General features: G+C 75.4%; 10 protein-coding genes. 2 read left to right on the top strand and 8 right to left on the bottom strand.

Features of this window, described 5'->3' with window-relative positions:
* Nucleotides 1-46: 46 nt before the first annotated feature.
* The 7 genes from ACFVXH_RS16030 to ACFVXH_RS16000 all read right to left on the bottom strand — a co-directional run bounded on the left by ACFVXH_RS16030 (nt 47) and on the right by ACFVXH_RS16000 (nt 9,841).
* Complete coding sequence (locus tag ACFVXH_RS16030; protein WP_387823938.1) at nt 47-2,050, bottom strand: hypothetical protein; 2,004 nt, start codon at nt 2,048-2,050, stop codon at nt 47-49.
* 17 nt (nt 2,051-2,067) lie between these two features.
* A complete protein-coding gene (locus ACFVXH_RS16025; RefSeq protein ID WP_387823935.1) occupies nt 2,068-3,885 on the bottom strand; it encodes a dipeptide ABC transporter ATP-binding protein in 1,818 nt (605 codons plus the stop codon).
* Entirely contained in the window at nt 3,882-4,727 is an 846-nt protein-coding gene (locus tag ACFVXH_RS16020) for an ABC transporter permease (protein ID WP_387823932.1), read from the bottom strand. Before ACFVXH_RS16020 ends, ACFVXH_RS16025 begins: the two co-directional genes overlap by 4 nt.
* Nucleotides 4,724-5,683, bottom strand: a complete 960-nt coding sequence (locus ACFVXH_RS16015; RefSeq protein ID WP_387823929.1) for an ABC transporter permease — start codon at nt 5,681-5,683, stop codon at nt 4,724-4,726. Before ACFVXH_RS16015 ends, ACFVXH_RS16020 begins: the two co-directional genes overlap by 4 nt.
* 126 nt (nt 5,684-5,809) lie before the next feature.
* Nucleotides 5,810-7,372, bottom strand: a complete 1,563-nt coding sequence (locus ACFVXH_RS16010) for an ABC transporter substrate-binding protein (RefSeq protein ID WP_387823926.1) — start codon at nt 7,370-7,372, stop codon at nt 5,810-5,812.
* A gap of 49 nt (nt 7,373-7,421) precedes the next feature.
* Nucleotides 7,422-8,210 carry a polysaccharide lyase gene (locus tag ACFVXH_RS16005; RefSeq protein ID WP_387823923.1) on the bottom strand — a complete coding sequence of 263 codons (789 nt, stop codon included), beginning with the start codon at nt 8,208-8,210 and terminating at the stop codon, nt 7,422-7,424.
* A gap of 71 nt (nt 8,211-8,281) precedes the next feature.
* Entirely contained in the window at nt 8,282-9,841 is a 1,560-nt protein-coding gene (locus ACFVXH_RS16000; RefSeq protein WP_387823920.1) for a DUF3604 domain-containing protein, read from the bottom strand.
* A 272-nt stretch (nt 9,842-10,113) separates the two neighbouring features.
* Here ACFVXH_RS16000 and ACFVXH_RS15995 point away from each other — a divergent pair, with 272 nt between their 5' ends.
* Complete coding sequence (locus tag ACFVXH_RS15995; protein WP_387823917.1) at nt 10,114-11,127, top strand: hypothetical protein; 1,014 nt, start codon at nt 10,114-10,116, stop codon at nt 11,125-11,127.
* Nucleotides 11,128-11,154: 27 nt separating this feature from the next.
* Here ACFVXH_RS15995 and ACFVXH_RS15990 read toward each other — a convergent pair whose 3' ends face one another.
* Nucleotides 11,155-12,066, bottom strand: coding sequence for a LysR family transcriptional regulator (locus tag ACFVXH_RS15990; protein WP_049651227.1), 912 nt, complete (start codon nt 12,064-12,066; stop codon nt 11,155-11,157).
* A 293-nt stretch (nt 12,067-12,359) separates the two neighbouring features.
* Here ACFVXH_RS15990 and ACFVXH_RS15985 point away from each other — a divergent pair, with 293 nt between their 5' ends.
* Nucleotides 12,360-13,805, top strand: a complete 1,446-nt coding sequence (locus ACFVXH_RS15985; RefSeq protein WP_387823913.1) for a hypothetical protein — start codon at nt 12,360-12,362, stop codon at nt 13,803-13,805.
* Nucleotides 13,806-13,923: the final 118 nt, after the last annotated feature.

The raw sequence follows: 13,923 nt of genomic DNA, 5'->3' as shown, positions 1-13,923 counted from the left end.
ACGAAAGGGGCCGGCCCACCCGGGCCGGCCCCTCCCCTCGCGGTCGTTACGGCCGGACGGCGATCAGCTCGCGCCCGCGCAGCGTGTAGAGCACGCCGTGCTCGTCCGCGGCCAGCCGGGCGCCGCTGTACCACTCGGCGTCCAGCCCGACCAGCACAGTGGCAGCCAGGGTGTCGCGGTCCAGCCGGAACAGGCTGCGCTCGCTGACCCCATACAGGGCCCCGCCGAGCGCCAGCAGCCGCGGGTTGGCGCCGGAGACGGCCCCCAGGTCGGCCCGCCGCCCGATCACCGGCACGAACCCGGGCCGCCGCGAGCCGCACAGGTCGACGGTGAACGCCCGGCCGTTCACGGTCAGGCCGTACAGGGTGTTCCCGAGCACGGCGAGGCTGCTGACGCCCGCGCCGAGGTCGGTCGCGGTGCGCCACAGCTCGCGGCCGGCCACCGGGTCCCAGGCGGCCAGGTCGCCGCGCGGGCCGGTGGGCCGGGCGTTGTCGCCGCCGAGGAAGGCCTGGCCGTGCCCGGCGGCGACGGCGCGCACCAGCTGTTCGGGGCCGAGCGGGTCGGTGTGCACGGTGGGCCGGCCGCTGCCCGGGCGGTAGGTGACGAAGGAGCCGCCGCCGGTGGTGTCGGCCTGGACGCCGAGCAGCAGCAGGCCGCTGCCCGGGTCCCGGCGGATCACCTGCAGCCGGTTCTGCTCCTGCGGCAGCGCGGCCTCCTTGACGGGTGCCGGGTCGCTTCCCGGCCGGTAGCGCCAGATGCCCTGCGAGGAGTAGACGCCCAGGTAGAGGGTGCCGTCGTCGAGGACCACGGTGTCCTTGGCCTCGCCCGGCACCGGGAGCTTGCGGACGGTCCCGGCGGCCAGGTCGTGCAGGGCGAGCGAGCCGTTGCCGCCGACGTAGACCCGCCCGGCGCGGGCGGCGACCGACATGCCGAGCTGGGCGGCGGCGGGGGCGCCCGCCTCGACCAGGTCCCGGGTGGCGACGGCCCCGGTGCCGAGGTCGAGGGTCCAGACGGTGCCGCCCTCGGTGACGCCCGCGAGGGTGTCGCCGAGCCGGCCGAGGCCCCAGGAGTTGCCGTCCGGCACCGGCACGGCGAGCTGGTCGAGCGCGCCGGTGGCGAGGTCGTGGCGCCACAGCACGCCGTGCTCGGTGGAGGTGAACCAGAGGGTGTCCCCCCGGCGCTGGAAGTTGGTGACGCTCTTGGTGCCGGGGACGGCGAAGGAGCGCAGCACCCGGTGGTCGGCCGGGTCGAGCAGCGCCACGTGGGCGGGCGCGCCCTCGGTGGAGACCGCCAGCAGGTCGTCGCCGAGGACGGTGATCCGGCGGATGATCGTGTCGCCGCGCAGGTCGGGCGGGGTGATGTCGGTGACGGCGCCGGTGGCCCGCTCGACGGCGTACAGGCTCGCCCGGGTCGCCCCGCCGCCGCCCGCGAGGTTGCTGCCGACGCCGAGGTAGGCGTGGGTCGCGGTGGCCGCGACGGCGCGGCCCTGGGTGGCGTTCGGCGCCGGGGAGGCGACCTCGGTGACGGCGCCGGTGGCCGGGCTCCAGGCGTACAGGCCGGGGCCGGCGGCCCGGCCCTTCTGCCGTCCGGTCGCGTAGACCGTCCCGTCGGGCGCGACGGCCACGTCCCGCACGTCGGCGCCGGGGACGCTGCCGAGCGCGGTGAGCGTGCCGTCGTAGCGGTAGAGGTTGGCCGCGCCCGGGGCGTCGGTGACGCCGAGGTGGAGCACGCCGCCGTGGGCGGCCGAGCCCTGGACGAAGTTGCCGGTGGGCAGGTCGACGGTGGCGGTGACCCGGCCGGTCGGCAGGTGGTAGCCGATCACCCGGGCGGGGGCGAGGTTGCGCGAGCCGATCCACAGGGTGTCGTCGATCAGTGTGGCGCTCATCAGGGGGAAGTCGCTGTTCCCGGGGCCGAGTCCGGTCACCTCCGGTCCCTCGGCCCCGGGTACGGCGGGGGCCGCCACGGCGGCGGGCGGGCCGAGCACCGAGAGCGCGGCCACCGCGCCGGTGCCGAGCAGGAGTTGGCGGCGGGAGGGGTTCACGGCAGGCATGGGGCTCCAGGGTCCGGTCATGGGCGGGGCGGTTCGGGAGCGCCGGCGGCCGCCAGCAGCTCCCGGGTGTACGGGTGCGCGGGGGCGGCGAACAGCTCGGCGGCGGGCGCCTGTTCGACCACCCGGCCGTGCCGCAGCACCAGCACCTCGTCGCAGAGGTGCCGGACCAGCGCGAGGTCGTGCGAGATGAACACCAGCCCCACGCCGTGCTGTTCGCGCAGGTCGGCGAAGAGGTTGAGGATCTGCGCCTGGACCGAGACGTCCAGCGCGGAGGTCGGCTCGTCGGCGACCAGCACCTGCGGGCCGACGGCCAGCGCCCGCGCGATCGCGACCCGCTGGCGCTGGCCGCCGGAGAGCCGGTGCGGCCGGGCGTCGAGCACCGCCTCGGGCAGGCCGACCAGCTCGCACAGTCCGCGCGGGTCGCGGTCCCGCAGCCCGTGGGTCGTCAGCGGTTCGGCCAGCGCCTCGCGCACCGTCATCCGGGGGCTGAGCGAGGCATACGGGTCCTGGAAGACCAGCTGCACCCGGCGCCGCAGTTCGCGTTCCTCGGCGCGGTCGGCCCCGGCCCAGGAGCGGCCGTCCACCCGGACCGTCCCGGCCTGCGGGCGGACCAGCCCGAGCAGCGCGCGGGCCAGGGTGGACTTCCCGGAGCCGGACTCGCCGATCACCCCGACCGCCCGGCCGGGCGCGGCGCCCAGGCTGACGCCGTCCAGCGCCGGGGGCCGGCGGCGGGCGTAGCGGACGGTGAGGCCCTCGGCGACCAGGACGGGATCGGCGGCCCGCTCCGCCCGTCGCGCCTCGACAATCTGACGTTCTGTCACTACCGCCTGCGCCACCGGACGATGGCAGGCGAAGCCGGAGTCGCCGGTGTCGGTCCACTCCGGTGCCAAGTCCGTGCAGCGGTCGGCGGCGGCCGCGCAGCGCGGTGCGAAGGCGCAGCCGGCGGGCGCCTCCCCGGCCGCCGGCGGGCGTCCGCCGATGACGGTGAGCGGCGCGCCGGGCGGGCCGTCCAGCCGGGGCACGCCGGCCAGCAGCCCGGCGGTGTACCGGTGCCGGGGCGCGGCCAACAGGCCTGCGGTGGGAGCCCGTTCGACGATCCGTCCGGCGTACATCACCTGAACGGTGTCGCAGCTGCGGGCCACCACGCCGAGGTCGTGGGTGATCAGCAGGACGGCCGTGCCGGTCTCGTCGCGCAGCCGGACCAGCAGGTCCAGGATCTCCACCCGGGTGCTCGGGTCGAGCGCCGTGGTCGGCTCATCGGCGATCAGCAGCTCGGGCCGGTTGGCCATCGCCATGGCGATCAGCACGCGCTGGCGCATGCCGCCGGAGAACTCGTGCGGCCGGTCGCGGTAGCGGCGCGCGGGCTCGGCGATGCCGACCAGGTCGAGGAGTTCGAGCGCCCGGGCCCGGGCTTCGCGGCGGCTCGCACCGTGCACCAGGGCGGCCTCGGCGAGCTGGCGGCCGACCGGCATCCGGGGGTTGAGGTGGGCCAGCGGGTCCTGGAAGACCATGCCGATGCGCCGGCCGCGCACCGCGCGCACGGCGGGCTCGGGCAGGGCGAGCAGGTCGGTGCCGTCGAAGCGGACGGTGCCGCCGGTGGTGCGGCAGCCCGGCGGCAGCATCCGGTTGACGGCCAGCGCGGTAAGGGTCTTGCCGGAGCCGGACTCGCCGACCAGGCCGAGGATCTCGCCCGGCCGCACGGTGAGGTCCACCCCGCGCACCGCCTCGCCGCCGCCCGCCGTGACGCGCAGACCGCGCACCTCCAGCAGCGGCGGGCCCGGCACCGGTGCGGCGGTCGGGGCCTCGACGGTGGTGATGGCATCGGTCGTGGTCACCGCAGTCTCTCCCGGTTGAACGAGTCGGCGAGCAGGGTCAGGCCGAACACCAGCAGGCCGAGCAGGACGACCGGCGCCAGGGCGTAACCCGGGTGGAGGAAGAGGTACTTGGAGCCGGTGTTGATCATCGTGCCGAGCGAGGGGGCGGGCGGCTGGATGCCGAGGCCCAGCACGCTCAGGCCGCCCTCGGTCTTGACGGCGTGCGCCATCGCGACGGCCAGCAGCGCGGTGGTGGCGTCGACGACGTTCGGCAGCACGTGGCGGCGCAGGATCCGGCCGCGCGGCACGCCGAGCACCCGGGCCGCCACCACGTGGTCGCGGGCCAGCTGGGCGAGCAGGGCCGCCCGCGCCTGGCGTCCGAAGGAGGGCAGCGCGCTGAGCACGATGGTGGCGACCACGGTGCCCAGCCCCGGGCGCACCAGCAGGGCGAGCGCGAGGCCGAGCAGGACGCCGTGCAGGCCGAGCAGCAGGTCGAACAGCCGCTGGACGGCCTCGCCCAGCAGCCGGTTCAGCCCGCCGAGCAGGCCCAGCGCGGTGCCGAGCACGGCGGCCGCGGGGACGGCCAGCAGGCAGACCAGCAGTTCGGTGCGGATCCCGGCCAGGGCCCGGGCGAGCAGATCGCGGCCGACCTCGTCGGTGCCCAGCAGGTGGGCCGCCGACGGCCCGGCCAGGGCGTCCGGGCCCTGCCGGTAGGGGTCGGCGGCGAACAGCGGGCCGAGCAGCCCCAGCAGCACCACCAGGAGGACGAGGAGCGCGCCGGTGCGCCCGCGCCGGGTGCGCAGCGCGGCCGGGAGCGCGGGCAGGGCGAGCCGGCGGCGGCGTACGGCAAGGGTGCTGGTCACCGGTCCTCCCCGGTGCCGGCGCGGGCGATCCGCGGGTCGAGCCGGCCGACCAGCAGCTCCGAGCCGAGCTGGACGAGTACGGCGACGGCGACCGCGAGCATGATCAGGGTCTGGGCGACCGGGTAGTCCCGCTGGTTGATGGCGTCCAGCAGCAGCTGGCCGAGGCCGTGCCGGGCGAAGAGCTGTTCGGCGACCACCGCGCCGCCGAGCAACTCGCCCAGGTGCAGGCCGAATTCGACGCAGAACGGGGCCAGGCTGTTGGGCAGCACGTGGCGCGCCAGGACCCGCCGGGGCGAGGCCCCCTTGGCGACGGCCGTCAGCACGAACTCCTCCTGGCGGGTGCGGCGCAGCTCGGTGGCGAGCAGCCGGGCCAGCACCGCCGCCCCCGGCAGCGCGAGCGCGACGGCGGGCAGGGCGAGGTACTGGACGGCGAGGTCCGGCGCGGTGAACAGGTCCCGCTCGCCGCCGGCGGGCAGCAGGCGCAGCAGGACGGCGAAGACGAAGACGAAGAGCACGGCGGTGACGTACACCGGCAGCGCGAGCAGGGCGGTGGCCAGCGGGTCGAGCGCCCGGGCGAGCCGGCCGCGGCGCTCGGCGGCCAGCGCGACGCCCAGCAGCAGGCCGAGGACCAGCATCAGCAGCCCGGCGACGAGGGCGAGTTGGACGGTGCTGCCGACGCTCTGGCCGATCAGCCGGGTGACCGGCTCCCGGTAGTGGAAGGAGCTGCCCGGGTCCCCGGTGAGCAGTCCGTGCAGCCAGCCCAGGTACTGGACGGGCATCGGCCGGTCCACGCCGAGGCTGCCGGCGAGCCGGTCGCGCTGCTCCTGGTCGGCCTCGGCGCCGAGCGCGGCGGAGACCGGGTCGCCGGGGGCGAGGCGGAGCAGCAGGAAGACGGCGACGGAGGCGAGCCAGAGCGTGGCCAGCGCGCCGGCCGCCTTTCTGGTCCAGTAGGGCACGGGGGTACTCCAAGGGGGTCGGAGGAGCCGCCCCAGGGCGGTGGGGGTCGCCCTGGGACGGCCGTCAGGCGGTGCGTCCGCCGGTGCGGCGCGGCGCTGGCGCCCGGCGGTACGTCCGGCGGTGTGTCAGGCGGTGCGCCGGGTGTCGTCGAGCCGCAGGTAGCCGAGCGCGCTGGTGGCCACGCCGCGCACCGAGGAGGCCAGGGCGTAGGTCTCCCAGGCGTGCGCGAGGGTGATGTGGAAGGACTCGGTGAGCAGGTACTCGGACAGGTCGTGGTTGACCTCGGCCCGGGCCTGCTCGTCGGCGGCGGCGAAGGCACGGGACTGGAGGTCGGCGTAGGCGGGATCGGTGACGTGCGAGGTGTTCCGGCCGACCTGGAGCGGCCCGGAGACGGTGATCCCGCTCAGCGGGGAGACGCTGACCATGCCGTGGTTGGCGATGAACAGCCCGTCCAGCGTGCCCTGTTGGATCTTCGGCTGGAGCGCGGCGTTGTCCAGCAGCTGGACGTCGACGCCGAACCCGGCCTGCTCCAGGTCGTACTTGACCAGTTCCACGAGGGAGGCGAAGACCGGCGAGTTGGCGGCGGTGAGCGGCACCCGGGTGCCCTCGGCGCCGGCCTCCCGGAGCAGCCCGCGGGCCTTCTCCGGGTCGTGCGGGTAGCGGGTGACCTGGTCGGGGGTGACGCCGGGGGTGTTGGAGGGCCAGGGCAGGCTGCTCGCCTCGGCGTGGCCGCCGTACACCTGGGCGACGATGCGGTCGCGGTCCACCGCGTACTGGAGGGCCTGGCGCACCCGGCGGTCGCCGAAGGGCCCGCTGGTGACGTTCACGCCGAGGAAGGCCTGCTGGTAGGAGGACCTGGCGGACTGCACGGTGAAGGCCGGGTTCCCGCCGAGCACCTTGAGGTCGCGCCCGGGCACCGCGCCGATCAGGTGGGACTGCCCCGACTGGAGGGCGGACAGCGCGGCCTGGCTGCTGGTCACCGACCGGACGGTGATCCGCTCGAAGTGCGGCCGGCCGCTCTGCCAGTAGTGGTCGTAGCGGGCCAGGTCGAGCTGGTTGCCGCCCTTGAACGCCTGCCAGGTGAACGGCCCGGTGCCGTTGACCTTGTCGGCGGCCTTGCCGTCGACGTAACTGCGGGCGTCCACCACGGGGTTGAAGGCCAGCGCGTCGAACAGGTTGCTGGTGGGCTTGGCGAGCGTGAGGGTGACCTCGTTCGGGGCGCTCGCCCGGATGTCGGCGAGCCGTTCCAGCAGCGGCTTGACCTGGGAGGACTTGGCCGCGCCGGTGAGCGAGAAGACGACGTCGTCCGGGCTGAGCGGGCGGCCGTCGTGGAAGGTGACGTCCTCGCGCAGCTTGAGCACGAGCCTGGTGCGGTCGGCGCTCCACTCCCAGGAGGTGGCGAGCCAGGGCACGGGCTGGAGGGTCTGCGGGTCGAGGTCGACCAGCCGGTCCAGCACCAGGTTGACGAACACCGGGGTGTCCGGGCCGCGGTGGAGCAGCTGGGTGGGGTCGGGGGCGGCGCCGTAGACGATCTGGAGGTCCGGCGCGGAGGCGGTGGCGGGGGCGGCGGCCCCGCCGGCGGCGTCCTCGGTGGCGGAGCGGCAGCCCGCCGCCAGCAGGACCGCTCCGGCGCTCAGGCCGAGGAAGCCTCTTCGGGGCAGGCCGTGGTGGCGGGCCGCGTCGCTCATGGTGGTGCTACCTCTTCGGTTCTCGGGGTCTCGGTCGGCGGGTGCGGTGTCAGTACCTGGTCACGACGACGCTGTCGCTCCAGGCCACCACGTCGGGGCCGCCGGTCGGGTAGGGGATGTTCTTGGCCGGGTTCCAGTTGGCCCGGTAGATGCCGGTCTTGAAGTACGGCGACTGGTTCTGGTGGTAGTTGTTGAGGCCGCTGTACGCGCCGACCTGCGCGCCGTCCCGGTAGACGGTGACGGCGCCGGGGGTGGTGTCGGTGGACCAGGTGATGTCGAAGGCCCACTGGTTCCAGTGGCCGAACTGCACGTCGCCGAGCGGGATCACCGCCTCCTGGACGGTGCTCGGGTCGGTCAGCCAGTGCACCTTGAGCCGCCAGCTGCCGTCCTTGACGGTCAGCGCGATCGGCGGCTTGGTGTCGCTGCCGTCGGCGAGCGGGTAGCCGTGCCACTGGGCGAGGATCGTCTCGGTGGACGTCCGCACCCAGTCGGCGGGCAGGTAGTCGGCGAGGGCGAAGCGGTAGCTGCCCCAGCCGAGGGAGTTGACGGCGACCTCGGAGCGGTAGGAGGCGCCGTCGTTCGGGACGCTGAAGCGGGCGGCCTGGCCGGTGCCGCCGGCGGGTGCGGGGGCCACGGTGATGCTGCCGTTGCCGTCGACGCGCTGGCGGGTCCAGGCGGCGAGGGTGCCGGATTCGAAGTCGTCGGCGAAGACCTCGGTGGCGGCGGTCACGGCCGCGGAGGCGGGTGCGGGAGCGGTGGCGTGGGCGGGAGCGGCGGCGGTCACGGCCAGGGCGGCGGTGAGCACGGCGCCGGCGAGGCGGCCGGGGAGTCGGGACACGGGTTCTTCTCCATCTCGGGTTCGGGTACGGGCGACCGGTGGTCGGGGCCGGCTGACGGGATCAACCGGCCCTAGCGACAGGAGCCGGCCGGTCCCACCCAGGTCGGGCTGGACCAGGCCCACTGGTCGTTCACCTGTCGTACCCTCACGTGGTAGAAGTCCCCGTCGCCGCCGGGGCGTTCGTCGGTCAGCTCGAACTCGGCGGTGGTCTCCCGGTCGGGCACGGCCCGGTCGAAGCGGTAGGCGCCGGAGACGAACCCGCCGGTGAAGCCGGTCCGCGCGCCCGCCAGCAGCTCGCCGACGGCGTGGGCGGTCTCGACGCCGTTCACGACGGCGACCAGCCTGGTCCGCTCGTCGCCCTCGATCCGCAGCGAGAAGCCCTGGGTGCTGTCGGTGGCGGTGTTGGGGTTGCCGTCGGTGACGGTCCGCAGCCGGACCTCCCCCGGCCCGGTGCGCTCCCAGTGGGACGGCCGGTAGGTGTCCGGCTCGGCCTCGGCGGGCGCGACCGTCTCCGCGCCGCGCAGCCGGGGCTGGACGTCCAGCAGCCGCCCGCCCTCGATCCGCAACTCCACGTCCCAGTGCACCGGTTCGCCGCGCCGGCCCCAGCCGACGGCGAAGCCCAGGGTGCCGGTGAAGGTGTCCTCGGCGGCGGCGCGGGCGAGCAGTTCGGGGCGGCTGACCCGGTGGACGGGGACGCCGTTGCGCAGCAGTTCGACGTGGTCGAGCGCGTCCCGGCCCTGGACGGTGACCTGGATCCGGCGCCGGTCGGCGGAGGGGGCCTCGGCGCCCATCGGGGCGCCGTTGACGGAGGTGGCGAGCAGGATGCGGTCGCCGGTGATCGCGTAGGTTCGGCGCTGCTGGACGGCGGTCCAGATCCCGTCGCGGGTCAGCTCCGGGGCCCAGACCGCGACCCGGCCGTGCCCGTGGCTGCCGGGGAAGGCGCTGTGGTGGTCGGTGGAGCCGATCAGCCCGAAGCGGTGGCCCAGCCGCAGGCCGTGGACGGCCGTCCCGGCGGCGGCGCGCGGGCCCATGGTGTGCAGGTAACTGCGCGGCGCCTCGTCGGACTCCGCGCAGCCGTGCATCGACACCATCTCCACCACCGGGGCGAACTCCTCGGTGTAGGAGGCCCAGTCGATGCCGCGGCGGGCCGGTCCGTAGCCGATGTGGTGCGGCAGGGCCCAGGTCCGTACCCCCTGGGCGGCGAGCTCCCGGAGCCGGGCGCGCAGTTGCTCCAGGTCCGCCGCCCGGATGATCTCGCCGCGCGGGCCGTCGAAGTACACGCAGTGGTCGCCGTAGGCGAGGCTGTGCCACTCGAAGGACTGGAAGGTGACGAAGCGGCCGTCCTCGTGGGCGGCGGCGGTGACGTCCTGGACGTGGTCCCAGAGCCGGGCCAGCCGGGCGAAGCCCTCGGTGTGGTAGTCGACCAGGCTGGCCAGCTCGGGGGTGCGCTCGGGCAGGTCGGGCCACCAGCCGTGGCCGGTGACGCTGGCGAAGTCGAGCTGGAGCCGGGCGTTGGCGTAGGCGTCCTCGATGCTCCCGTGGCCGTAGCTGATGCCGCAGTGGTTGTGGAGGTCGCCGACGTACAGGCCCAGACCGGCGTAGCCGGGCGCGTCGGTGGTGGGGGCGGTCATCGGGGCGGGGCTTCCTCGGGTCGGGGTCGGCGGTGTTTGATCGACTCTGAGAAGAAGCTAGCCGTGATCTCCGGGGGTCGGTCAAGGCCCAGCCGGTCGGTGTCGTGCGATCGCCATCGGGCGAAACATCGGCTTCACAGACATCCGGCAGGTGGGAGCGGGAAGACGCAGGCCAGCCGACCGGGGCCGGCCTACCGCAAGCCGCTCGGACTTTTGATCGATCTGATAGAAACTCTTCTCATCCCCTCCCGACCCCTTCGAAGGACGGTCCCGTGCCGCACCCCGCCGCCCTGCCCGCCGCGCCCGACCTGAGCGCCTCCCACCTGGTCCGCGCCCCCGAGCGCCCCGAACCCGGCTACTGGGCCGGCTGCCCGGGCGTCCGGTACGAGCCGGACCGCGACCGCTTCCTGCTCACCTACCGCGAGCGCCGCCCGCGCGGCGCGGCGGGCGGGCCCGACCGCGGCTGGCGCTGCGCCGTCGCCGAGAGCACCGACGGCATCGCCTTCCGGGACCTGTGGTCCGTCCGGAGCGACGAGCTGGGCTCCCCTTCGATGGAGCGCCTCGCCCTGCTGCGCCGCGACCGCGGCTACCTGCTCCACCTCAGCCACGTCGACCCGGCCGACAACCGCTGGCGCATCGACGCCCTGAGCGCCGACACCCCCGACTCCTTCGACCCCGGCGCCCGCACCCCCGTCCTGACCGCCGCGACCACCGGCACCGAGGGCGTCAAGGACCCGTACCTGCTCGAAACCGACGCCGGCGTCCACCTGTTCGCCACCGTCTCCCGGGCCCGGCCGTTCACCCCCGAGGAGCGGGCCCGCGCCCACGCGAGTGCCGACATCCACACCACCGGCCTCACCGTCCAGCCCACCGCCCTCGCGCTCTCCCCGGACGGGCTGCGCTTCACCGCCCCGCCCGGCCGCGCCGCCGAGGCCCTGGACGTCGGCCCGGCCGGCGCCTGGGACGGCTACGAGTCCCGGATCACCACCGTCCTCCCCGATGGCCGGGGCGGCTGGCTCGCGCTCTACGACGGCTCGGCGGACGCCGCCGGCAACTACGAGGAGCGCTGCGGCCTGGCCGCCTCCGCCGACCTGCGCGCCTGGCACCGCCTCACCCCGGACGGCCCCTGGCTGGACGTCCGCTACGCCGACCTCGTCTCGGCCCGCGGCCGCTGGTACCTCTACTACGAGCAGAGCCGCGCGGACGGCGCCCACGAACTGCGGGTGGCCGTCCTGGACGAGTTCGCCGGGGTCCGCCCCGACGGCGGCCCGGTGACGGACCGATGACGCCGGACCGCGACTGAGACGCCCGGCTCACGCGCCCGCGGCGGCCGCCTCGGCGAGGGAGTCCAGCACCGGCCGGACCAGCGGGTGCCCGTCGGCGCCGGCCCGGACGGCGGCGAAGACCCGGCGGGTGGCGAGCTCGCTGTCCACCGGGCGGACCGCGACCTCGCCGAGGTCGACGCCGCGCAGCGCCGAGCGCGGCACCAGCGCCACCCCGAGGCCGGCCGAGGCGAGCGCGACCACGGCCCGGAAGTCGTCCGAGGAGTGCAGCAGCCGGGGCTGGAACCCGGCGTGCTCGCAGGCCAGCAGCACCACGTCGTGGCAGGGGTTGCCCGGGTACGGCCCGATCCACGGCTCGTCGGCCAGCGAGGCGACGGCCAGCGGGCCGGACTCGGCGGCCAGCCGGTGGCCGAGCGGCAGCACGGCCTCGAAGGGCTCGGCGTACAGCGGCACCCTGGTCAGCCGGGCGTCGTCGGCGCGCGGGGCGCCCCGGTACTCGACGGCCACCGCGAGGTCGGCCCGGCCGTCCAGCACCATCGGCAGGCTGGCGTCGCCCTCGGCGTCCAGCACCTTGAGCCGCACCCCGGGCGCGCGCCCGGCGAGCAGGCCGACGGCCGGGGCGAGCACGGAGGCGATGGCGGTCGCGAAGGAGGCGACCGTCACCTCCCCGGAGACGCCCGCGCTGTACGCGGCGAGGTCGGCCTCGGCGCGTTCCAGTTGGGCGAGCACCACGTCGGCGTGGCCGAGCAGGATCTCCCCGGCGGCGGTCAGCCGCACGCCCCGGCCCTCCCGGGCGAGCAGGTGGTGGCCGGTCTCCTGCTCCAGGGCGGCCAGCTGCTGGGAGACCGCGGAGGGGGTCAGGTAGAGGGCGGCCGCCGCGGCGGTCACGGTGCGGTGGTCCGCCACGGCCCGCAGGGTCCGCAGCCGTCGTGCGTCGATCACGGACCAATTCTGCCAGCGCGGCACGGCGCACCCGACCGGAGCACGGTTCCACCGGGTCCGCCGACGGCCGCGCGGGCCCGGGCAGGACGGCTCCCGTTCGCCAACCATCCGCCCCGTACGGCGGGACGGTTGTACCGGCGTGGGAGATTTCGGCCGGAGATACGACCGGTGAGGTATTTCCGGACGAGATCGCTCCTGTCCGTTGACCGGACACCCGCACGGCGCTTGGCTCTTCCCCAACCGGGCCACGGGGGTGTCGACGGCCCGGCACCGTCATCTGGGGAGGATGTTCCATGACCACCGCACGCACCCGCCGCCGACTGGCCCGTACCGCCGCCGTCCTGGTTGCCGTGGCCGTGGCCGGCGCCGCGATGCCCGCCGCCGAGGCCCGCCCGCCCAAGGGCGACACCGCCCGGGTCAGCGAGGGTGCCAAGGGCGAGCCGCTGAACGGCACCTCCCTCGCGCTCGGGCTGAGCGGCGACGGCCGCTACGCCCTGTTCTCCTCGGCGGCGACCAACCTGCTGCCGGGCGGCGCCGGGGTCCTCGGCGACGTCTACGTGCGGGACCTGCGCAACGGCCACACCGAGCGGGTCAGCGTCGCCGACGACGGCTCCGCCCTGGACAACGGCAGCAACGACGCGGCGATCAGCGGCAACGGCCGGTACGTGGTGTTCAGCAGCTACGCCTCCAACGCGGTGCCCGGGCAGCCGAAGCACCCCTCGGACGTCTTCGTCCGGGACCGCTGGACCGGCCGCACCGAGCTGCTCTCCGCGGGCGACGGCGTCTCCGGCGCGGGCGACGACCAGAGCATCCGCAACGCCTTCAACGCCGCCATCAGCGCCGACGGCCGCTACGTGGTCTACTCCTCCGACCGCACCGACCTCGCCCCCGGCGTGCACCGCGGCAAGTTCAACGTCTTCCTCGCCGACCGCTGGACCCACACCACCCGGGTGGTCAGCACCGGCGCGGACGGCACCCCGGCCGACAACAACTCCTTCCGCCCGACGATCAGCGCGGACGGCACCGTCATCGGCTTCACCTCGCGGGCCGGCAACCTGCTCCCGGCCGAGCAGACCCCGCCCGCGCTCGCCGCCGCTTCCGCCGCGGACCCCGCTGACGGCACGGACCTCGCCGAGGCCGCGCGGGCCCCGCGGACCGCCTCCGCCCGCGCCGAGCTGGCCGCCATCCGCGCCTACCCGTACTACGTCTGGGACGCCCGCACCGGGAAGATCACCGGCGCCAGCTACAACGAGGCCGGCGAGTTCGTCAACAGCGGCAACGACGGGCGGATCAGCCCCTCCGGCCGCTACGCGGCCTACACCGTCTTCGAGGAGGGCGGCCGCCCCGGCTCGCACGGCCGCCACCAGGACGTCTACGTCCGCGAGCTGGCCACCGGCACGACCACCAAGGTCAACAAGCCGCTGTCCGGCACCACCCCGCGCGACTCCTCCTACGACCCGGTGATGCCGATGAACGACCGCTGGGTGTACTTCGTCTCCGACGTCGCCGACCTGGTGCCCGGCGACACCAACGAGCAGGCCGACGTCTTCCGCACCGACCTGCGCAGCGGGCACACCGAGCGGGTCTCCCTCGCCCACGACGGCTCCCAGAGCACCACCTCCGCCTCCTTCCCGCAGGTCGACGCCGACGACACGACGCTGCTGTTCAGCGCCCAGGACGGCAACCTGGCGCCCGTCGTCGACAGCGACCTCACGGACGTCTTCCGGCGCCGCCTGTGACACCCCGACTCCCTCGGTGACGCCCCGACTCCCTCGGTGACGCCCTGACTCCCTTGCCGGATACGCCCGTTGGCGTATTTCCCGGCGGGACCACCCCCGGCCGTTGACCACCGGCCCT

Origin of the sequence: Kitasatospora sp. NPDC058184, assembly GCF_042883725.1 — a bacterium.
In the GTDB taxonomy this organism is placed as follows: domain Bacteria; phylum Actinomycetota; class Actinomycetes; order Streptomycetales; family Streptomycetaceae; genus Kitasatospora.
Note: the sequence above shows the minus strand (reverse complement) of the source record. Positions and strands in the feature narration are given on the sequence as shown.